18 protein-coding genes and 5 tRNA genes are annotated in these 21,469 nt (G+C 61.8%); 3 read left to right on the top strand and 20 right to left on the bottom strand.

Annotated elements, in window-relative coordinates:
* The first annotated feature begins 107 nt into the window (after nt 1-107).
* Nucleotides 108-671 (top strand): hypothetical protein, encoded by a 564-nt coding sequence (locus ACNFHO_RS05700; protein WP_416765581.1) that lies wholly within the window; start codon nt 108-110, stop codon nt 669-671.
* 132 nt (nt 672-803) lie between these two features.
* On the opposite strand, the gene ACNFHO_RS05705 is transcribed toward ACNFHO_RS05700, so the two are convergent.
* Nucleotides 804-875: transfer RNA gene (locus ACNFHO_RS05705), tRNA-Arg, on the bottom strand.
* 628 nt (nt 876-1,503) lie between these two features.
* Between ACNFHO_RS05705 and ACNFHO_RS05710 the strand changes: the two genes are divergently transcribed.
* On the top strand, nt 1,504-1,830 hold the full coding sequence (locus ACNFHO_RS05710) for an Arc family DNA-binding protein (protein ID WP_029613963.1): 327 nt from the start codon (nt 1,504-1,506) through the stop codon (nt 1,828-1,830).
* A 62-nt stretch (nt 1,831-1,892) separates the two neighbouring features.
* Here ACNFHO_RS05710 and mgtE read toward each other — a convergent pair whose 3' ends face one another.
* The 8 genes from mgtE to alaS all read right to left on the bottom strand — a co-directional run bounded on the left by mgtE (nt 1,893) and on the right by alaS (nt 8,666).
* Nucleotides 1,893-3,335, bottom strand: coding sequence for a magnesium transporter (gene mgtE / locus ACNFHO_RS05715; protein WP_054891920.1), 1,443 nt, complete (start codon nt 3,333-3,335; stop codon nt 1,893-1,895).
* 364 nt (nt 3,336-3,699) lie between these two features.
* A tRNA-Arg gene (locus tag ACNFHO_RS05720) sits at nt 3,700-3,776 on the bottom strand.
* 87 nt (nt 3,777-3,863) lie between these two features.
* Nucleotides 3,864-3,940: transfer RNA gene (locus tag ACNFHO_RS05725), tRNA-Arg, on the bottom strand.
* A gap of 72 nt (nt 3,941-4,012) precedes the next feature.
* Nucleotides 4,013-4,089, bottom strand: a tRNA-Arg gene (locus ACNFHO_RS05730).
* A gap of 107 nt (nt 4,090-4,196) precedes the next feature.
* A tRNA-Ser gene (locus ACNFHO_RS05735) sits at nt 4,197-4,287 on the bottom strand.
* Nucleotides 4,288-4,359: 72 nt separating this feature from the next.
* On the bottom strand, nt 4,360-4,548 hold the full coding sequence (gene csrA / locus ACNFHO_RS05740; protein ID WP_043209419.1) for a carbon storage regulator CsrA: 189 nt from the start codon (nt 4,546-4,548) through the stop codon (nt 4,360-4,362).
* A 173-nt stretch (nt 4,549-4,721) separates the two neighbouring features.
* Nucleotides 4,722-5,957: an aspartate kinase gene (locus ACNFHO_RS05745; protein WP_054891921.1), complete on the bottom strand. Its 1,236-nt coding sequence runs from the start codon at nt 5,955-5,957 to the stop codon at nt 4,722-4,724.
* Between the two features lie 84 nt (nt 5,958-6,041).
* On the bottom strand, nt 6,042-8,666 hold the full coding sequence (alaS, locus tag ACNFHO_RS05750) for an alanine--tRNA ligase (protein WP_414154057.1): 2,625 nt from the start codon (nt 8,664-8,666) through the stop codon (nt 6,042-6,044).
* Between the two features lie 354 nt (nt 8,667-9,020).
* Here alaS and ACNFHO_RS05755 point away from each other — a divergent pair, with 354 nt between their 5' ends.
* Nucleotides 9,021-10,214 (top strand): M91 family zinc metallopeptidase, encoded by a 1,194-nt coding sequence (locus ACNFHO_RS05755; RefSeq protein WP_416765583.1) that lies wholly within the window; start codon nt 9,021-9,023, stop codon nt 10,212-10,214.
* Nucleotides 10,215-10,218: 4 nt separating this feature from the next.
* Here ACNFHO_RS05755 and astE read toward each other — a convergent pair whose 3' ends face one another.
* The 11 genes from astE to ACNFHO_RS05810 form a co-directional block, all read right to left on the bottom strand.
* Complete coding sequence (gene astE, locus ACNFHO_RS05760) at nt 10,219-11,226, bottom strand: succinylglutamate desuccinylase (protein WP_151925561.1); 1,008 nt, start codon at nt 11,224-11,226, stop codon at nt 10,219-10,221.
* An 11-nt stretch (nt 11,227-11,237) separates the two neighbouring features.
* Nucleotides 11,238-11,528 carry a hypothetical protein gene (locus tag ACNFHO_RS05765; RefSeq protein WP_054891925.1) on the bottom strand — a complete coding sequence of 97 codons (291 nt, stop codon included), beginning with the start codon at nt 11,526-11,528 and terminating at the stop codon, nt 11,238-11,240.
* 15 nt (nt 11,529-11,543) lie between these two features.
* Nucleotides 11,544-12,893, bottom strand: a complete 1,350-nt coding sequence (astB, locus tag ACNFHO_RS05770) for an N-succinylarginine dihydrolase (RefSeq protein ID WP_151925560.1) — start codon at nt 12,891-12,893, stop codon at nt 11,544-11,546.
* Nucleotides 12,894-12,915: 22 nt separating this feature from the next.
* Nucleotides 12,916-14,382, bottom strand: a complete 1,467-nt coding sequence (gene astD / locus ACNFHO_RS05775) for a succinylglutamate-semialdehyde dehydrogenase (RefSeq protein ID WP_416765880.1) — start codon at nt 14,380-14,382, stop codon at nt 12,916-12,918.
* On the bottom strand, nt 14,379-15,407 hold the full coding sequence (astA, locus tag ACNFHO_RS05780; protein ID WP_054891928.1) for an arginine N-succinyltransferase: 1,029 nt from the start codon (nt 15,405-15,407) through the stop codon (nt 14,379-14,381). Before astA ends, astD begins: the two co-directional genes overlap by 4 nt.
* Before the next feature lie 62 nt (nt 15,408-15,469).
* A complete protein-coding gene (aruF, locus tag ACNFHO_RS05785; RefSeq protein ID WP_063545713.1) occupies nt 15,470-16,489 on the bottom strand; it encodes an arginine/ornithine succinyltransferase subunit alpha in 1,020 nt (339 codons plus the stop codon).
* A gap of 146 nt (nt 16,490-16,635) precedes the next feature.
* The gene (locus tag ACNFHO_RS05790) at nt 16,636-17,856 is read right to left on the bottom strand and encodes an acetylornithine transaminase (protein WP_416765586.1); all 1,221 of its coding nucleotides are present in this window, start codon (nt 17,854-17,856) and stop codon (nt 16,636-16,638) included.
* Between the two features lie 338 nt (nt 17,857-18,194).
* Nucleotides 18,195-19,175 (bottom strand): transcriptional regulator ArgR, encoded by a 981-nt coding sequence (gene argR, locus ACNFHO_RS05795; RefSeq protein ID WP_416765588.1) that lies wholly within the window; start codon nt 19,173-19,175, stop codon nt 18,195-18,197.
* Nucleotides 19,176-19,266: 91 nt separating this feature from the next.
* Nucleotides 19,267-20,031 (bottom strand): ABC transporter ATP-binding protein, encoded by a 765-nt coding sequence (locus ACNFHO_RS05800; RefSeq protein ID WP_054891932.1) that lies wholly within the window; start codon nt 20,029-20,031, stop codon nt 19,267-19,269.
* A gap of 22 nt (nt 20,032-20,053) precedes the next feature.
* Nucleotides 20,054-20,752, bottom strand: a complete 699-nt coding sequence (locus ACNFHO_RS05805; protein ID WP_416765590.1) for an ABC transporter permease — start codon at nt 20,750-20,752, stop codon at nt 20,054-20,056.
* A complete protein-coding gene (locus ACNFHO_RS05810; RefSeq protein ID WP_054891934.1) occupies nt 20,749-21,438 on the bottom strand; it encodes an ABC transporter permease in 690 nt (229 codons plus the stop codon). Before ACNFHO_RS05810 ends, ACNFHO_RS05805 begins: the two co-directional genes overlap by 4 nt.
* Nucleotides 21,439-21,469 lie beyond the last annotated feature (31 nt).

Here is a 21,469-nt window from a genome sequence, read left to right on the forward strand (position 1 = left end):
CAGGTGGTACCTGTTGCTCGGCTACACCCCCCGCCACGCTTGGCTTGAGCCAAATGGCACAGGTTTTGCCCCTTGCACAACGCGATTACCATCCAAGGAGGAAACACATGATGATCAGCCTCAACGGGCTGGGCTGGCAGACTGCATTGCAGCAGCCAAGCCGGGTCAACCATGACGCTGTGCAGGCCGATTTCATGCCGCAGCGTCAGGCAATGACCACCAGCAACACAGCAGCGCAGCAGAACAATCAAGGCAGTACCTCGCAGCAGAATGCCGAAGACGCTCGTCAGGAAGCTTTCGCCAAGCTCAAGGTGGCCCTGCAGAACCCTGACATTGGCGCACGCCAGCAGGCCAGTTCGTCGAAACCTGCAGCCAGCAATGCGCTGCAGGAGTTCCGCGACTACATGTCCAAGTCGCCAGCGGAAAAGATCAAGGAGAAGATCCTGCAGGAGCTCGGCATGACCGAGGAGGACTACAACGCCTTGCCTCCCGAGAAGAAACAGAAGATCGACGAGCAGATCGCCCAACGCATGAAGGAAGACGTCGAACTCAAGACCCAGGCCAAGCTGCAACAACAGGCTGAACGCGCAGCAGCCAGCACGGCCGACATGGCCCAGGGGAGTGAGACCAGCAAGCAGCAGGAAGACAAGGAAAAGGCGCAGTCCGTCTGAGTGGCTTGACCGCGATGGCCGGTGCAACGCTGGCCATCACGGCAGGCTGCTGCGCAGGCAAAAACGCCTGCAGCCGAATCACCGGATAGCAGTGGTAAGCGAGAGGGAGGGAAAGGCGAGAAAGGAAGGATGTGTCCCCTGCTGGAATCGAACCAGCATCTAGCCCTTAGGAGGGGCTTGTTCTATCCGTTGAACTAAGGGGACATCACGGCGCGCATTCTACGCAAATTCAGTGGGTTGGAGAAGCCACCCGACGCGGCGCAGGCTGTCGGCGGCGAGCATGGTAACCAGCGCTCGACCGTTTGTCATGCCCAATGCTGGCATTTCCACGTAGTCCCTTTCCGCGATTTCTCACCGTCTCCAAGCTGCGAGGCGATTCAATTGCATATTAATGGCATCGCCAGGGAATTTTTTGCGCAGGCACGGTCAAAACGTCAACGTCGGGCGCTTCGGCCTGATGGGGAACGCTTGCGTCATGTTGCATAGCCACTATGCTCATGGATAGGGAAATCTTGCGGGTTTGATGATTTTCCCCAGGTCTTGTCGAACTTTACAAGATTTTGACAGCAAAGGCCTGACAACAGGGCGAGACGGGAAAGAGTAAAACTTTTCAAACCAGTACTCATTTCTGATAATTGGTACTGGCATAAAGCCTTTACCCGGATCACTATTTGTCACAGAATTGACGCCAAGGAAACGGCGACCATGAGGCAAGATGAGCATCCAAAATCACATCACGGTTGAACATTTTGTCGTCGCGACGGTCGAACCCACTACCGTGCGGCCAATTTGAGAACCGCTTCCCCTGAACCAGAACAACCGGTCAATTTATATGCGCCCAATGAAACAGGCTATCTACTCCAGCCGCACTGCTGACAAGTTCGTCGTCCGCCTGCCTGACGGGATGCGTGAGCGCATTGCCGAGGTAGCGCGCAACCATCACCGCAGCATGAACTCCGAGATCATCGCCCGCCTGGAGCAAAGTCTCATCCAGGAAGGTGCACTGGGCGACGAGCTGAGCATGCGCCTGGACAGCCCTGAGCTGTCCCTGCACGAACGCGAATTGCTGCAACGCTTCCGTCAACTGACCCATCGCCAGCAGAATGCGCTGGTCGCCCTCATCGCTCACGATGTGGAAATGGCTGCCGACGCTTCCTGAGGCTTCCAACGCCCACGAAAAAAGCCAGCGCAAGCTGGCTTTTTTCGTTTGAGCTGAATCCGTCAGAGCAGGAACAGTGTCGCCAGGCCAAGGAAGATGAAGAAGCCGCCGCTGTCGGTTACGGCAGTGATCATCACGCTCGAACCCATCGCCGGGTCGCGCCCCAGGCGCACCAGTGTCATGGGGATCAATACCCCCATCAACGCCGCCAGCAGCAGGTTCAGGGTCATGGCCGCAGTCATCACCACACCCAGCGACCAACTGCCATAGAGCAGGAACGCCACTACCCCGATCACCCCGCCCCAGATCAGGCCGTTGATCAGCGATACCGCCAGCTCCTTGCGCATCAGACGACGGGTGTTGCCCGGCGATACCTGGTCCAGCGCCATGGCGCGCACGATCATGGTGATGGTCTGGTTACCCGAGTTACCACCGATACCGGCGACGATAGGCATCAGCGCCGCAAGCGCTACCAGCTTTTCGATCGACCCTTCGAACAGTCCGATCACCCGCGAGGCGACGAAGGCGGTGATCAGGTTGATCGCCAGCCACGCCCAACGGTTGCGCAGCGAACGCCAGACCGAGGCGAAGATATCTTCTTCCTCGCGCAGGCCGGCCATGTTGAGCACTTCGCTTTCGCTCTCTTCACGAATCAGGTCAACCATCTCGTCGATGGTCAGACGGCCGATGAGGCGATTGCTCTTGTCGACCACCGGTGCAGAAACCAGGTCATAACGTTCGAATGCTTGCGCAGCATCGTAGGCATCTTCCTCGGGCGTGAAGCTGACAGGGTCAGTCGCCATGACCTCCGCCACCTTCTTGTCCGGGTCGTTGACCAGCAGACGCTTGATCGGCAGCACACCCTTCAGAATGCCGTCGTAATCGACCACGAACAGCTTGTCGGTGTGCCCCGGCAGCTCCTTGAGCCGACGCAGGTAACGCAGTACCACTTCCAGGCTGACGTCTTCGCGGATGGTGACCATCTCGAAGTCCATCAGCGCACCGACCTGCTCCTCGTCGTAGCTCAGGGCCGAACGCACGCGCTCACGCTGCTGGGCATCGAGGCTTTCCATCAGCTCATGGACAACGTCACGCGGCAGCTCAGGCGCCAGGTCAGCCAGTTCGTCTGCGTCCATTTCCTTGGCCGCAGCCAGCAGCTCGTGATCGTCCATGTCGGCGATCAACGTCTGACGTACGGCGTCGGAAACTTCGAGAAGGATGTCGCCGTCACGATCCGAGCGCACCAGCTGCCAGACCGTCAGACGATCTTCCAGGGGCAAGGCTTCGAGGATATAGGCGATGTCGGCGGGGTGCAGATCATCGAGCTTGCGTTGCAGCTCGACCAGGTTCTGGCGGTGGACGAGGTTTTCCACCAGGTCGTTGTGCTGACCCTCCTGACGATGAGTCAGGTCCTCAACGACGCGCTGGCGCTGCAGTAGCTCGATCACCTGGGCGAGGCGATCCTGCAGGCTCTCTTGGACTTTCTTTACTTCGACTTCGGTCATAGGCGAACTCCACTCCCAGCAGCGGAGCACGCCGGGAGAATCAATCGGTCAGATCTGGCTTGATAAAGCGGATTAAGGGGTAACTACTGGGTAAGTCCATGGTGGTATTCCACAAGCCCCGGCGGGGCTGACGGGCGCAATCATACACTGCTCAAGCTGTCTGATCGCTTAAATTTTTGGCTGGAACAATCGTTTGCGCGATAAAGCTGTGACAACGCTCGAAGCCAACAGCGCGACGGCGGACAACAGCGAAAAAGCACATCGACGTGCAGCAGGGGTTTATACGGAGTCTAGCCGCGTTGCACTGACAGATTCGTGAACGGCAGAAAAGAAAAAGCCCGCTACAGGAGCGGGCTTTTTGGTGTGGCGGACTCAGGAGGATTCGAACCTCCGACCGCTCGGTTCGTAGCCGAGTACTCTATCCAGCTGAGCTATGAGTCCGTGGTGGTAGTTTTAGACCAGATTACCACTGGTTTTTGAAGCTTCTCTTCTTGAAGATTTCTCGACAAGCAAAGCCACTTCAGAAAGTGGCGGACTCAGGAGGATTCGAACCTCCGACCGCTCGGTTCGTAGCCGAGTACTCTATCCAGCTGAGCTATGAGTCCGTCGATGGTACTTTTAGACCAGATTACCACTGGTGAAATGATGCGTCTTCCAAAGAAAACCGCCTCATTGTATGGCGGACTCAGGAGGATTCGAACCTCCGACCGCTCGGTTCGTAGCCGAGTACTCTATCCAGCTGAGCTATGAGTCCGTGTCTTGCCGCGCATTATAGTTCGCTAAACCGTTTTGCCAAGTACTTTTTCGTTTAATTTCAACGACTTAAGCATTTTGACCAGTTACAGCGCCCTACACGAAGAATGGCGGTGAAGGGGGGATTCGAACCCCCGATACCCTTATGAGGTATACTCCCTTAGCAGGGGAGCGCCTTCGGCCACTCGGCCACCTCACCGCAACACGGGGCGTATATTAACCAGACCCCTCCCCGTTTGCAAACCCTTTTTTGAAAAAAACTTCAAAAAAATTAAAGGGTTGGTTCTTCGTCCTTCTCTTTCTTGATCCGCAGGTAGATTTCCTCGCGGTGAACAGCCACTTCCTTAGGGGCACTCACACCGATTCGTACCTGGTTGCCTTTGACACCCAGGACCGTCACGGTGATTTCACCGTCACCAATGATCAGGCTCTCGGCGCACCGACGAGTCAGAATCAACATAGCTTTCTCCTCACGCAGTTCATTCAGGGACAACAGTCTGTTGGAAACAGAGGGCGGGTCGGGACGAAGGCCCAGCCCTCCTTATCGGCTGTCAGGCAGGAAAGGACAGTAACCCGCATGACAGCCAGAAACGCGAAGGGCGCGGCCAAAGCCGCGCCCCCCGGGGCAATGCGTCACTCGCTCTGTCGGGCAGGCGCATCGAGCTCGAACGCGGTGTGCAGCGCGCGTACGGCCAGCTCCAGGTACTTCTCTTCGATCACCACCGACACCTTGATCTCGGAAGTGGAGATCATCTGGATGTTGATGCTCTCCTTGGCCAGGGCCTCGAACATACGGCTGGCCACGCCCGCGTGGGAGCGCATGCCGACGCCAACGATCGACACCTTGGCGATCTTGGTATCGCCGATCACTTCACGCGCACCGATTTCACGGGCGGTGTTCTCCAGCACGCTCAGAGCCTTTTCGTACTCGTTGCGGTGCACGGTGAAGGTGAAGTCGGTGGTGTTATCGTGCGAGACGTTCTGCACGATCATGTCGACTTCGATGTTCGCGGCGCTGATCGGGCCGAGGATCTTGAAAGCAACGCCCGGGGTGTCCGGCACGCCACGAATGGTCAGCTTGGCCTCATCACGGTTGAAGGCGATACCGGAAATGATCGGCTGTTCCATGGATTCCTCTTCATCGATGGTAATGAGGGTACCCGGACCCTCCTTGAAGCTGTGCAGCACGCGCAGCGGAACGTTGTATTTGCCGGCGAACTCCACCGAACGGATCTGCAGCACCTTGGAACCGAGGCTGGCCATTTCCAGCATCTCTTCAAAGGTGATCTTCTCCAGGCGACGGGCCTGCGGTACCACACGTGGATCGGTGGTATAGACGCCATCGACATCGGTGTAGATCTGACATTCGTCGGCCCCCAGCGCTGCCGCCAGGGCAACACCGGTCGTGTCGGAACCACCACGCCCGAGGGTGGTGATGTTGCCGTGCTCGTCGACGCCCTGGAAACCTGCGACCACGACCACGGTGCCAGCCTTGAGGTCGGCGCGGATCTTCTGGTCATCGATCTGCAGGATGCGCGCCTTGTTGTGCGCGCTGTCGGTCAGGATGCGCACCTGGTTGCCGGTGTAGGACACCGCCGGCACGCCACGCTTGATCAGCGCCATGGCCAGCAGCGCAATGGTCACCTGCTCGCCGGTCGAGACGATCACATCCAGTTCACGCGGAACCAGCTGATCGGACACCTGCTTGGCCAGGTCGATCAAGCGGTTGGTTTCCCCGCTCATGGCCGACAGCACAACCACCAGGTCATCGCCTGCCTCGCGGTGTTTCTTGACCTTGTCGGCCACCTGCTCGATCCGCTCGATAGAGCCAACGGAGGTGCCGCCAAATTTCTGTACGATCAACGCCATTTCAAAGTGCCTCAGCCCACGAAGGGCACCCAGTAAACAATCCTTCCTGACGCGCCCCGCAACCAGACTGCGGGGCGCGTCATCTCAAAGCCCCTGCTCGGCGAACGGCACGGCCAGTGCCAGGGCCTGATCCAGCGCAGCGACGTCGACGCCACCACCCTGGGCCATGTCCGGACGACCACCGCCCTTTCCGCCCACCGCCGCAGCGGCCTGCTTCATCAGGTCGCCAGCCTTGAGTTGGCTGGAGAGGTCTTTGGTCACGCCGGCCACCAGCACGACCTTGCCCTCATGCTCGCTGCCCAGCAGGATCACTGCATGGCCGAGCTTGTTCTTCAGCTGATCGACGAGCGCCAGCAGCGCCTTGCCATCCTGCCCATCCAGGCGAGCGGCAAGCACCTTGGCACCCTTGACCTCAACGGCCGCACTGGAGAGATCGTCCCCTGCGGCGCTGGCGGCCTTGGCCTGCAGCTGCTCGAGCTGCTTCTCCAGCTGACGGTTGCGCTCGAGCACAGCCGACAGCTTGTCGATCAGGTTGTCGCGGTTACCCTTGACCAGTTGCGCCGCCTCCTTGACCTGCTCTTCGGCAGCGTTCAGGTAGGCCAGCGCCGCAGCACCGGTGATCGCCTCGATACGACGCACACCGGAGGCTACGCCACCTTCACTGATAATCTTGAACAGGCTGATATCGCCGGTGCGCTTGGCGTGGATGCCGCCGCACAGCTCTACCGAGAAATCACCGCCCATGCTCAGTACGCGCACGGTGTCGCCGTATTTCTCACCGAACAGCGCCATGGCGCCTTTGCGCTTGGCGGTCTCGATATCGGTCTCGATGGTTTCGACCGCGGAGTTCTTGCGCACTTCGCGGTTTACGATGTCTTCGAGTGCCTTGATCTGCGCAGGCGTCACCGCCTCGAAGTGGCTGAAGTCGAAGCGCAGGCGCTGGCTGTCGACCAGCGAGCCCTTCTGCTGGACGTGCTCGCCCAGCACTTCACGCAGAGCAGCGTGCAGCAGGTGAGTCGCTGAGTGGTTCAGCGAGGTGGCGTGCTGCACATCGGCATCCACGCGGGCCTCGACCGGGGCGCCAATCAGCAGCGCGCCGCTGGCCACCACGCCGTGGTGCAGGAAGGCGCCACCGGTCTTGGTGGTGTCGCGCACATCGAAGCGCGCACCGCCAGCCTGCAGGTAGCCACTGTCACCGACCTGGCCGCCGGATTCGGCGTAGAACGGCGTGCGATCCAGGACGACCACGCCCTCCTCGCCTTCGCCCAACTGGTCGACCGACTGGCCATCCTTGTACAGGGCGATGATCTTGCCTTGACCTTCGGTGCTGCTGTATCCGAGGAAATCGGTGGCGGTATCGACCTTGACCAGGCTGTTGTAGTCCATGCCGAAGGCGCTGGCCGAGCGGGCGCGCTCGCGCTGGGCGTCCATCTCGCGCTCGAAGCCGGCTTCGTCGATGGTCAGCTCACGCTCGCGGGCGATGTCGGCGGTCAGGTCCATGGGGAAGCCATAGGTGTCGTACAGCTTGAACACCACGTCGCCCGGCACGACCGTGCCCTGCAACTGCGCCAGGTCCTGTTCGAGGATGCGCAGGCCCTGCTCGAGAGTCTTGGCGAACTGCTCTTCTTCGGTCTTGAGCACGCGCTCGATGTGCGCCTGCTGGCTCTTGAGCTCGGGGAAGGCTTCACCCATCTCGCTGACCAGTGCGGCCACGACCTTGTGGAAGAAGCTGCCCTTGGCGCCAAGTTTGTTGCCATGGCGGCAGGCGCGACGAATGATGCGGCGCAGCACATAGCCACGGCCCTCGTTGGAAGGCAGCACGCCGTCGGCGATCAGGAAGCCGCAGGAACGGATGTGGTCGGCGACCACTTTCAGCGACGACTGCGCTTCGTTGCGGCAACCGATGGCCTGGGCTGCGGCATCGAGCAGACTCTGGAACAGGTCGATCTCGTAGTTCGAGTGCACGTGCTGCATCACCGCACTGATGCGCTCAAGGCCCATGCCGGTGTCCACCGACGGGGCGGGCAACGGGTGCAGGACACCGTCAGCAGTGCGGTTGAACTGCATGAAGACGTTGTTCCAGATCTCGATGTAGCGGTCGCCGTCTTCTTCCGGCGAGCCGGGTGGGCCACCCCAGATGTCGGCGCCGTGGTCGTAGAAGATCTCGGTGCACGGACCGCAAGGGCCGGTATCACCCATGGTCCAGAAGTTGTCGGAAGCGTACGGGGCGCCTTTGTTGTCACCGATGCGCACCATGCGCTCGGCCGGCACGCCGACTTCCTTGGTCCAGATGTCGTAGGCTTCGTCGTCGCTGGCGTAGACAGTGACCCAGAGTTTCTCCTTGGGCAGGTTCAGCCACTTGTCGGAGGTCAGGAAGGTCCAGGCGAAGGTGATCGCGTCACGCTTGAAATAGTCACCGAAGCTGAAGTTACCCAGCATCTCGAAGAAAGTGTGGTGACGCGCGGTGTAGCCGACGTTTTCCAGGTCGTTGTGCTTGCCACCGGCGCGCACGCACTTCTGGCTGCTGACAGCGCGCGTGTAGGCGCGCTTCTCGGCGCCCAGGAAGCAGTCCTTGAACTGGTTCATGCCTGCGTTGGTGAACAGCAGGGTTGGGTCGTTGTTCGGGATCAGCGAACTGGAGGCGACTCGGGTATGTCCCTGCTCTTCGAAGAAGCGAAGGAAGGCTTCACGGATTTCTGCGCTTTTCATAGGTTCTTCCACGGAAACGGCGGCCGTTTTGGCTAACGCGTCGGATCGACGAAACGACGGCAAAGGGCCGCATTATATCGGTCCTGCAATCGAGGTGCAGTGTGTTTATGCGATGGAAACCGGCAAACGGACAGTTTTTCCGCTGCAAACAGGTAAAAACGACATGAGCGGATGCTAAATCGGAGCTTTCGTCACTGACAAGCCAATTACCGCCCAGGGGAAAGGAAAAGGGAATAGGCGGCAAATTAAATCCCTGTCATCCGCCTCATACTTACGATTCAGGCGGTATAGGAGTACCACTGGAACCACCAAGCGAACGCCAGAATGCAGCCTCCCCTACGAAAGGAGACGCCCATGGCGCCCGAAGACCTCATGATCCACACCCCTTCCGGCCTTGTGCTGAGACAACAACTACCCTACAGAAGCGGCCCACTGGCGATCAGTCGCCATGACCACACGCTGCTGATCGAAGCACTGGCCCCAGACACCGAACTGTCGGTTCATCCAAGCCCCGAAGGCATCGTGCTGCGCATCGAAGCTACCCGCTACACGCTGGCCCTGGCAAAAACAGAGATGCTGCATATTCGTACTGGCGCCGGCGATGACAACGTATTCGTCGAGTCCACCCTCGACAGCCGCATCGTGATCGAGACCGGCGAGGGCAACGACAGAATCCGGATCGAGGGCCAATTGCCTCCTGGTGGCCAGCCCCTGAATGCCGGCTCGGTGATCATTGACGCCGGGGCCGGCGATGACCACGTCGTGGTAGAAGGGGTTCGGCAAGCAGAAATCGATGGCGGCAAGGGCAACGACGCCCTGCACAGCGCCGCTGGCCACAGCACGTTGTATGCCGGCGCTGGCGACGACGTCGTCAGGGTCAATGCGGGCAATGCGACCATCGAGGCCTTTGCCGGCAACAATCGCCTGTCCACAGGGCCACTGGACGATCGACGCTACGGCAACGCCAGCAGCATTCTCGTCGAGGACGGTTTCAGCGCACCACTGCTCTACGAGGCACACGATGCGGAGCTACCAGCGCAATACCTCGACACCTTCGATATCCAGGGTGATCCCGCGTACACCGACAAAGTCAGGCGCCAGTTGGTGATGCTGCGGGCCAGCCCGAGTGCCTCGGGGCTTCTGGAGCAGTTGGTGGCGCACAAGGTGAAGGTCGCCATCAAGTCGATCCCGGAACTGGACAATGCTTATGCTGGATTTGATCCCGCCCAAGGCGATCCGACAATCCGAAACGGCATGCGAGGCGATCGCATCCTGAACTGCAAAATCGGCTATAACCCGCTGGCCCACAGGCGTGACGCACCATCACTGGTGATGCTCTACCACGAGCTCTGTCACGTCTGGAACTTTGCGACCGGAAGCGTGAACGACAACTCCGAGCGCTTGGCTGTCGGGCTCGAAAACCCAGGCTCCCTGTTCGATTTCGACGACGATCCAAGCACGCCCGATACCGACACCAATCCTGCGCCGTTCAACGAAAATGCCTTGCGACACGAACTGGGCCTACCACCCAGGCTGACTTACCCTTGAACCCCTACTCCAGGCGCTGCCCGGAATCCGGCACGATCAGAATCCCTGCCCGCAAGCCATTCCTGACCTTGGGGTTGGGGAAAATGATACGTGCCCCTTCCTCTTCCACGACCCAGCGTGTTTCGGCCAGGTCCTCGGCCAGCAGATAGCCCTTGCTCAGCTCGGAAAAATTCTCGATATCCGCCGGCAAGTGCAAGTGGAAACTGTCGCTGTGCTTGATGATTTCCCGGGCGACGCTGAACAGCTTCAGGCCATCGAGCGAGGCATCGGTCTCAGGCTCGGTATGCTCGATGATCTGAACAAGCCGCTCCTCGAGCTTGTCGAGATTGACCTGCTCGTTCTGCCCGAAAGGACGGGCCTTGCCCAGCTCCAGGGTGAAGGCTTCGGCGTCGAGTTGTTCGTAGGTGAAAGCACTGAAGGTGATCGACGACTTGCTCTGCAGCAGCACCGCCTCCATGCCGGCGGCCGCCAGGCGCGCCAGTTCGCGGCGTGAATGCTTGCGGCCTTCCTTGAACGGGTACAGCGCGAACTGCTCGATCTTCGAACCACGAATGGCCGTGTGCAGGTCGTAATGCAGGCGAGTACGCTCGGGCTTGCTGAAGAACACCCGGGCAAACTGCTCGAGCTCCGCGGCGCGCAGCGCCTCGAAACCACTGGAAAGCTCGTGACGACCGTTGAACAGGCGATTGATGTCCTGCTCGATGAAGCGCTCGCCCTTGCGAATCGCCGCAGGGTTGCCGAACAGGAACAACACCCTGGCACGCGGCTTGATCTGGCCGTTGGCCACACCATGCAGCAGCCGCTCCAGCAACTCGATCGGCGCGGTCTCGTTGCCGTGGATGCCGGCCGACAACAACAGGTCGAGCCCACAATCTTCGCTCTCGGCCGGACGCACCTCCAGCGCGCCCTCCCCCAACCAGCGCAAACGCACGCCCTTGGGGGTCACTTGGGTCTTCTCGGCCGGTTCGTGATCGGTCAGGGTCAGCTCAAGCAGTTTGCCGAGGGCGAGCATAGGGCATTTCCTTAGTGGTGGTGACCGCAATCCGGACCGTGCACGTGATCGTCGTCTTCACCGACCTCGGCAGGCTCCATCTCCAGCTGCAGGCTGACCAGGTTGGTGGCCATCGGGCGCAGCAGCAGGTTGGCGTACTCGGTATCGTCTTCCTCGACATCGACACCGATCAGCAGTTGACCGCGGCCATCCTGCTGGATCCACACCTCCTTGCCTTGCCAGACCACCGCAAAGCGGGTGCAGGAGGTTTCCAGCTGGGTGCCGTCTTCATCTTCCAGGATCAGGCGCAGGGCGTCGGACATTGCAAATTCTCTCTATCAAGGTTGGCGTTGGAACGGATAGACCGAACCCAACTTCAGGATCTGGGTCAACTCATCCAGTGCCGTACGGCATTCGTCCAGCAACTGCGGGTCGGCAAGATCAGCTTCGCCCAGACGGTCGCGGTAGTGCTTGTCGACCCACTGCACCAGGGTGTCGTACAGCGGGGCGGTCATGATAACGCCTTGGTTGACCGCCGCCAGTTCCGTTTCCTTCAGGGCCACGCGCAAGCGCAGGCAGGCCGGGCCACCGCCGTTCTGCATGCTCTGCTTGAGGTCGAACACCTTGACCTCCTTCACCACACCCTGCTGGCCGGTCAGCTGACTCAGGTAACTCCACACGCGCTCGTTGTTGCGGCATTCTTCAGGTACCACCAGCAGCATGGAACCGTCGTCACGCGACAGCAACTGGCTGTTGAACAGGTAGGACCGCACCGCGTCCTCCACCGTCACTGCCGAACGCGGCACGCGGATGGCCTGGAAGTTGCCGCCCTTTGCAGCCAGTTTAGCCTGCAGCTGGCCAAGCACCGTGTCGGTCTCGAGGAAGGCGTCCTCGTGGTAGAACAGCACCTCGCCGTTACCCACCGAAATCACGTCGTTATGGAACACCCCCTGGTCGATCACCGCCGGGTTCTGTTGAGCGTAGACCACACCTTCCTCGCCAAGGCCATGCAACCGCGCCACGGCCTGGGAGGCCTCGAGGGTCTGGCGCGCCGGATACTTCTGTGGCGCCGGGTAGCGCGCGTCGAAGGCGCTGCGACCATAGACGAAGAACTCCACGCCCGACTCGCCGTACGCACGGCAGAAGCGCGTGTGATTGGCCGCACCCTCGTCGCCGAACTGGGCCACTGCCGGCAATGCCGCGTGATGGGCGAAATGCTGCTCGTCAGCGAACATCGCCGCCAGCACGCGACTGGTGGTCGGGTGTTCGATGCTGCGGTGGTATTTGCAGTTGAGGTTGGCTGCAGTGAAATGCACCCGCCCATCCGCCGTGTCGGCGCTGGGGCTGACGGTGGCGGCGTTGGCCACCCACATGCTCGAGGCCGAGCAACTGGCGACGAGCAGCGGCATGGCCTCCTTGGCGGCGCGGCGGATCACCTCGGCGTCGCTGCCGGTGAAGCCCAGGCGGCGCAGGGCAGCCACATCCGGTCGCTCCTGCGGGGCCAGCACACCTTGCTTGAAGCCCATGTCCATCAGGGCTTTCATTTTTGCCAGGCCCTGGCGTGCCGCTTCTCGCGGGTTGGAGCACTGCTGGCTGTTGCTCTGCGAGGCCACGTTGCCGTACGAGAGGCCGCCGTAGTTGTGGGTTGGCCCCACCAGGCCATCAAAATTCACTTCATAGGATTTCATCGGCTAGCTCCGAGACCTGTTGTTATAGGGTGACGCCCGGCGTCAGGGTCGCCGGCAGGGCAAGGCTGGCGGTCTCCAGCGAGGCCACGGGGTAGGCGCAGTAGTCCGCCGCATAATAGGCACTGGCCCGGTGATTGCCACTGGCCCCCACGCCACCGAACGGTGCGCTGCTGGCGGCGCCGGTGAGTTGCTTGTTCCAGTTGACGATGCCGGCGCGACTGCGCAGCCAGAAGTACTGGTAACGAGCGCGCGAGTCGGACAGCAACCCGGCTGCCAGGCCGTACTGGGTGTTGTTGGCCTCATCGATCGCCGCATCAAAGTCGCTGTAGCGAATCACCTGCAGCAGTGGGCCGAAGAACTCTTCGTCGGGCCGGTCGGCAACTGCCGAAACATCGAGGATGCCTGGCGTCAACAAGGCAGCGCCGGCCTTTGGCTGGGTCATTTCCAGCAGCGCCTGCGCGCCCTTGGCCAGCAGTTCGGACTGCGCCGCCAGCAAGGCACCGGCAGCCTGCAGTGAAATCACCGAGCCCATGAATGGCGCCGGTTGCTGGTCGAAGGCACCGACGCTGATGCTGCGACTGACCTCGACCAGGCGCGCAAGCAGCGTGTCACCCCAGGCGCCGTGCGGCACCAGAAGACGGCGGGCACAGGTGCAACGCTGCCCGGCCGAAATGAACGCCGACTGGATGATGGTGTAGACCGCAGCATCCAGATCCTTGACCTCATCGACCACCAGCGGATTGTTGCCGCCCATTTCCAGCGCCAGGATCTTGTCCGGGCGACCGGCGAACTGCTGGTGCAGCAGGTTGCCGGTGCGACTGGAACCAGTGAAGAACAGACCATCTATGCCCGGGTTGGCCGCCAGAGCGACACCGGTTTCACGGGCGCCCTGCACCAGGTTGAGCACACCGCTCGGCAACCCGGCGGCGATCCAGCACTTGACCGTCAGCTCGGCGACCTTGGGGGTCAGCTCGCTGGGCTTGAACACGACACAGTTGCCAGCCAGCAGCGCCGGCACGATATGGCCGTTAGGCAAGTGACCAGGGAAGTTATAGGGGCCGAACACCGCCACCACGCCATGCGGCTTGTGGCGCAACACGGCGGTCGCGTCGGCCAGCGGGCCGCTCTTCTCGCCGGTACGCTCGCGGTAGCTCTGCACCGAGATCGCTACCTTGTTGACCATGCTGGTGACTTCGGTGGCCGACTCCCACAAGGGCTTGCCGGTTTCCTCACCGATGCAGCGGGCCAGTTCGTCGGCGTTGGCCTTGAGCTGGTCGGCGAAGCCTTCGAGCACGGCGATGCGCGCCTCCAGGCTCAGTTGCGCCCAGGCTGGAAAGGCATTGCGCGCCGCCTGCACCGCAGCTTCGACCTGAGCAGGCGCCGCGCCCTGCCCTTGCCAGACCACGGCCTGGCTGACCGGGTCGAGCGATTGCAGGGCGTCACCCTGGCCGGCCTGCCAGTTTCCGGCGATGTAATGCGTGGTCATTATTGGGTCTCCCGGGGTGCAGTCAGCGGCACGGCGCGAACGTTATCGCCAACGCCCAGGCGCAGGCGCTTGGCGGTCTGCGGATCGACGACCAATGTCCCGGCCGCCAGACGCGCGGGCGCTGCGGTGATACGGCAGTCTTCGCGCTTGCGGTTGTGGATGATGTAAGGCGTGGCGTCGTCACCCGGCGTACCGACCGCCAGCACCAGGGTTTCACTCTCGCGCACGGCTCGGATCTTCGCGGTCTCGCATTCGATTGCCGGGCCGGCATCGAAGATGTCGACGTAGCCTTGATAGTTGAAACCTTCGCGCTTGAGCATCGCCAGCGCAGGCTCGGTGTCGGTGTGCACGCGCCCGATGACGCTGCGCGCAGCCTCCGACAGGAAACAGGTGTACAGCGGGAACTTGGGCATCAGCTCGGCGATGAACGACTTGTTGCCCACGCCGGTGAGGTAGTCGGCCTGGCTGAATTCCATCTTGAAGAAGTGGCGGCCCAGGCTTTCCCAGAACGGCGAACGACCGGCAGCGTCGGACATGCCACGCATCTCGGCGATGATCTTCTTGCCAAACAGGTCAGGGAATTCGGCGATGAACAGCATGCGCGACTTCGACAGCAGGTGCCCATTGCGCCCGCTGCGGTAGTCACTGCGCAGGAACAGCGAGCACAGCTCGGAGTTGCCGGTCAGGTCGTTGGCCAGGAACAGGGTCGGGATCTCGCGGTAGATGTTCAGTTCCTGCGAGGCGCTGACCGTCAGGCCGACCCGATAGTTGTACCAAGGCTCGCGCAGACCGACGGCGCCGGCGATGGCGCTGATGCCGACCACCAGGCCTTCGTCGTTCTCTAGCACGAACAGGTAGTCGGTGTCGCCGCGCTCGGCTTCGCCACTGAAGCTCTTCTCGGCCCAGCCGACACGGCGGGCCAATCGCTCCTCGTTGGCAGGAAGCGTGGTCAGCCCGGTGGTACCGGTGCTGCGGGCCAATTCGATCAGCGCGGGTAAATCGCTGCTGCGTACAGGACGAACGATCATGCTATCTCCTTGTGCGGCGGCCTTTGCCTGCCGCGAATCGCGCTTGCCAGCTTCGCGCAGGCTCAGGCGGCAACCAGACGGACGTTGCCACCTTCACCGACGCCCAGGGCGTCGGCAGCTTCATTGCTCAGTGCCACCGGCTTGCCCGGCACCCAGTCCAGCTCAAGCAGCACGGCGCGGTAGTCCTGCAACTGGCCGTTGCACACCAGGTACGGGCGCCCGCCCTTGACTGGCGTGTCGTCAATCCTGACCGGCACCACGCGGCTCTGGGCAATCGAGCGGATCGCCGAGGTGCGTGCATGCAAGGTCGGGCCACCGTCGAAGATGTCGATGTAGTGCTCGGTCTCGAAACCCTCGCGCATCAGGATGTCGAAGGTGATCTGAGCGCGCGGGTGCACCTGGCCCATGGCTTCCTGGGCTTCGTCGTGCAGCAACGGCACGTAGATCGGATAGTGCGGCATCAGTTCGGCGAGGAAGGTCCGGCTCTTCAGCCCGCACAGGCGCTCGGCGTCGGCGTAGTTGAGGTCGAAGAAGTTGCGCCCGATGGCGTCCCAGAACGGTGACTCGCCCTGATCGTCGCTGTAGCCGACGATCTCGGTCACCACCGAGTCGGCAAAACGCTCGGGATGCGAGGCCATGAACAGCAGGCGACCGCGCGAATTGAGCTCGGCGAAGCCGCTGTTCACCAGCTCGGGCAATACGTAGAAGCTGGTCAGCAGGCTGTTGCCGGTCAGGTCGTGGCACAGCGACAGAACGTGGATCTTGTTGTGGATCTTCAGCTCGCGCGAAGCGTGCACGAAGGTTTCGTTGCGAAAGCTGTAGAACGGCTCGGAATAGCCGGCCGAGGCGACGATGGCCGAACAGCCGGCGAGCTTGCCGGAGGTGCTGTCTTCAAGCACGAAGAAATAGCTCTCTTCTCCGTTGAAGCTCACCTCGGCAGCGAAGGAGGTTTCCGAGGCGGCGATCTTGTCGCCCAGGCGGCCCGCGTCATCGGGCAGCGAGGTGACACCAATGGGGCTGTCGGCAGCCATGCGCTGCACTTCATTCAGATCCGCCATTTGCGCGGGGCGCATCACCAGCATGGTGTCACTCCTTTGGAATACGGGCCGACCCGGTCGGCACGGAAGAACGGCGGGCACACCCTTGCTTGCACAAGCAGGCACCCGCACTGGAATTCAGGTATCGCCGGCGCAGTACGATCCGCCCCGGCGATGGGACCGCAGGGCGATCAGCCCTGGGTCAGCTTGGCCACAGCGCGCTCGAAGCGGCTCAGGCCCTCGTCGATGTCAGCGTCCTCGACCACCAGGCTCGGCGCGAAGCGCACGACGTCAGGACCGGCCTGCAGCACCATCACGCCTTCTTTCTCGGCGGCATTGAGGATGTCCTTGGCCTTGCCTTTCCAAGCCTCGCTCAGCACACAGCCGATCAGCAGGCCAACGCCACGCACCTGGGTGAACAGGCCAGTGTCCTGGCCGATCTTCTCCAGACGGGTCTTGAAACGCGCGTGCTTGGTCTTGATGCCGGCCAGCGTCTCGGGGGTGTTGACCACGTCCAGCACCGCACAGGCGACGGCGCAACCCAGCGGGTTACCGCCATAGGTGGTGCCGTGGGTGCCAACGGCCAGGTGCTTGGCCAGCTCGGTGGTGGTCAGCATGGCACCGATCGGGAAGCCACCGCCCAGGCTCTTGGCGCTGGTCAGGATATCCGGGGTCACGCCGTAGTGCTGGTAGGCGTACAGCGATCCGGTACGGCCGACGCCAGTCTGCACTTCATCGAAGATCAGCAGGGCGTTGTGCTCGTCACACAGTTTGCGCGCACCTTCCAGGTAGGCCTTGTCGGCCGGCACCACCCCACTCTCGCCCTGGATCGGCTCGATCACTACGGCGCAGGTCTTGTCGGAGATCTGTGCCTTCAGCGCTTCCAGGTCGTTGTACGGGACATGGCTGATGCCGGTGATCTTGGGTCCGAAACCGTCGGAGTACTTGGGCTGGCCACCGACGCTGACAGTGAACAGGGTGCGACCGTGGAAGCTGTTCACGGTGGCGATGATCTCGTGCTTTTCCGGGCCGAAGCGGTCATGCCCGACACGACGGGCCAGCTTGAAGGCGGCCTCGTTGGCTTCGGCGCCGGAGTTGCAGAAGAAAGCACGGTCGGCAAAGGTGGCATCCACCAGCTTGTTCGCCAGGCGCAGGGCCGGCTCGTTGGTGAAGACGTTGGACACGTGCCACAGGGTGTTGGCCTGTTCGGTCAGCGCCTTGACCAGTGCTGGGTGGCAATGACCCAGGGCGTTCACCGCAATGCCGCCGGCGAAGTCGATGAGTTCGCGGCCCGACTGGTCCCAGACGCGGGATCCCTCGCCTCGAACAGGAATGAAGGCCGCCGGGGAGTAGTTGGGAACCATGACCTGGTCGAAATCGGCACGCTGCACCGGGGCTTGCTCAACGGACATCTGAGTCTCCTGAAGAGGAACGCTGGCCTGAAAGTGGCGAGCGATGGGGGGATTGTAAGGACTGATCGGCGCCTGTCCTTGCTGCCAGGCGACAACTTGTTACAGCGCCAACCCCTGTTTTACCTGGGTTTTCGGCAATGCGACAAACACTGTCGCAATCGCGCAGTGTAACGGGCTGACGGGGTGGCGGGGAGAGGGTTGGGCAAATTGGGAGAACGGGTGTTCACAGGAGAGGGAGACGCCCGCGGCGGCCCTGTCGCGGGGCAAGCCCGCTCCCACAGCCACCCCGGCGAACTCAGAATCAGTGGGGCAGCTATGGGAGCGGACTTGCCCCACCCTCACCCACGCTCGACCGGCGCCGAACTCAACTCGAACGGGCTGCTGCTGCGCCGCTGATTGCGGTCTTCCCGCGGCGTGGCGCCGAAGAAATTGCGGTAGGCGCTGGAGAAATGCGGCCCGGATGAGAACCCGCACGACAAGCCGATCTGGATGATCGACTTGCTGGTCTGCATCAGCATCTGCCGCGCCTTGTTCAGGCGCAGCTCCAGATAGTACTGGCTGGGCACGCGATTGAGGTACTGCTTGAAGATCCGCTCCAACTGCCGGCGCGAGACACAGACATGCTGGGCGATCTCGTCGGTGGTCAGCGGCTCCTCGATGTTGGCCTCCATCAACAGCACGGCCTGGGTCAGCTTGGGGTGGCTGGAGCCCAGACGATTCTGCAACGGGATACGCTGACGCTCCCCGCCTTCACGAATGCGCTCGACCACCAGTTCCTCGGACACCGCGCCGGCCAACTCTGCCCCGTGATCACGGGCCAGCACCGCCAGCAGCAGGTCGGTCACCGCCATGCCACCACAGGCAGTCAGGCGGTCGCGATCCCAGTCGAACAGATGACTGGTGGCGATAACCTTGGGGAAACGCTCTGCAAAGTCGTCCTGCCAGCGCCAGTGCACCGCCGCCCGGTAACCGTCGAGCAGACCCAGCAAGGCCAACGGGTACACGCCCGCCGACAACCCACCAATCATGCAGCCACTGCGGGCCAGGTGCTTGAGCGCCGCCGACAGCGCCGAACCCACCGCCAGCGGCGGCTCGTCAGCGAGCACCAGAAGCTTCTGGAAGCCCTCCAGCCGACCGTTCCAGGGCTCACCCGGCAGGCGCCAGGCGCCCGCTTCGGCAGGCTCGGCCTGCAGGTACGCCAGCTCGTAGACCACATCAGGATGCACCCGCTGCGCCACCTGCAGCACTTCCTCGGCCAGGGCCAGGGTCAGCGGCTTGGTGCCGGGCCAGATAAGAAATCCGATTCGCTGGGTGGTCATAGGCTAGGTCCGAAACCTGAAGTCGAGTGAGGCACGGGTCATGCCGCGCTCGCTGCGCAGCATGCCCTATTCTGGTGCGGGAATGCAGCTTTTACTTCAGGCTGCCCGAGAGGAACTGCTTGAGACGCTCGGATTGCGGATTGACCAGCACCTCACGCGGATTACCCCGCTCCTCGACCAACCCCTTGTGCAGGAACACCAGCTGGTTGGACACCTCGCGGGCAAAGCCCATTTCATGCGTGACCACCACCATGGTGCGGCCTTCCTGGGCCAACGACTGCATGACCTTCAGCACATCGCCCACCAGCTCAGGATCGAGCGCCGAAGTCGGCTCGTCGAACAGCATCACCTCAGGCTCCATGGCCAGGGCGCGAGCGATCGCCACGCGCTGCTGCTCACCGCCGGACATGTGCCCGGGGAAAGCATCCTTGCGATGCGCCACACCTACCTTGGCCAGGTAGTGCTCGGCCTTTTCCAGCGCCTCCTTCTTGTTCATGCCCAGCACATGCACCGGCGCCTCGATGATGTTCTCGAGTGCAGTCATGTGCGCCCACAGGTTGAAATGCTGGAACACCATCGACAGGCGCGAACGCATGCGCTGCAGCTGCTTGGGGTCGGCAGCCTTGAGCGCGCCGTCCTTGCCGGCGACCAGCTTGAGCTCCTCGTTGTTGAGGAGGATCTTGCCGGCATGCGGCTGCTCAAGCAGGTTGATGCAGCGCAAGAAGGTGGATTTGCCCGAACCGCTCGAGCCGATGATGCTGATCACATCGCCTGCCTTGGCTTCGAGCGAGACGCCCTTGAGCACCTCGTGGCTGCCGTAGCGCTTGTGCAGGTCTTGGACTTGGAGTTTGTACATGCTGTCGATTCTCACAGAGCGGTCAGTGCTTGCGCGGCGCCAGGTAGCTGAGCCAGCGACGTTCGGCCATCTTGAACAGGCGCACGAGGATGAAGGTCAGGCACAGGTAGAACACGCCCGCCGTGATGTAGGCCTCGAAAGGCAGGTAGTACTGGGCATTGACCGTGCGCGCAGCACCGGTGATGTCGATCAGGGTGACGATCGACGCCAGGCTGGTGGTCTGCAGCATCATGATCACTTCGTTGCTGTACTGCGGCAGCGCCCGGCGCATGGCCGAAGGCAGCAGGATGCGGCGGTACATCTTGAAGCGCGACATGCCCATGGCCTTGGCTGCCTCGATCTCGCCATGAGGCGTGGCCCTGAGGCTGCCGGCGATGATTTCGGCGGTGTAGGCGCAGGTGTTGATGGCGAACGCCAGGCAGGCGCAGAAGGTGGCACTCGACAGCCACGGCCAGAAGATGCTCTCGCGCACCGCCTCGAACTGGGCCAGGCCGTAGTAGATCAGGAACAGTTGCACCAGCATCGGCGTGCCGCGGATCACGTAGGTGTAGAGCCACGCGATCAGGTTCACCAGCGGCTGCTTCGACACCCGCATCAACCCCAGCGGAATGGCCGCCAGCAGGCCGAAGAACAGCGACAGCGCCAGCAGCTTGAGGGTGGTCAGCAAACCACCGATGTACAGCGGCATGGCCTCCCAGATGACGTTGTAGTCGAAGATCATAGTTCAGCCGCCTTTACGCCCACCGAGTAGCGCTTCTCGAGATACTTCAACGCCAGCAGCGAAACGCTGGTCAGCACCAGGTACAGCGCCGCCACCGCCAGGAAGAAAGTGAAGGGTTCGCGGGTGGCATCCGCCGCCTGCTTGGCCTTGAACATCATGTCCTGCAGACCGACCACGGAAATCAGCGCAGTGGCCTTGGTCAGCACCAGCCAGTTGTTGGTGAAGCCGGGAATGGCCAGGCGGATCATCTGCGGCACCATGATGCGGAAGAATACCTGGCGACTGCTCATGCCATAGGCCGCGCCCGCTTCGGCCTGCCCCTTGGGAATGCCGAGGAAGGCGCCGCGGAAGGTTTCCGACAGGTAGGCACCAAAGATGAAGCCCAGCGTGCCGATACCGGCGATCATCGGGTTCAGGTCGATGTAGTCATCGTAGCCGACCAGTGGCGCGACCCGATTGATGATGTCCTGACCGCCATAGAAGATCAGCAGGATGAGCACCAGGTCCGGAATGCCACGGATCACCGTGGAGTACAGGTCGCCCAGCCAGGCCAGCCAGCGCACCGGCGACAGCCGCAAGGCCACGCCGATCAGGCCCAGAACGATGGCCAGGGCCATCGACGACAGGGCGAGCTGCAACGTCAGCCACGCCCCCTCGAGGATGACTGCCCCGTAGCCTTTCAACATGATTGGGATTCCTCAGGACTTGGGAATGAAA

The sequence above is a fragment of the Pseudomonas sp. NY15374 genome, assembly GCF_048068255.1.
In the GTDB taxonomy this organism is placed as follows: domain Bacteria; phylum Pseudomonadota; class Gammaproteobacteria; order Pseudomonadales; family Pseudomonadaceae; genus Aquipseudomonas; species Aquipseudomonas machongensis.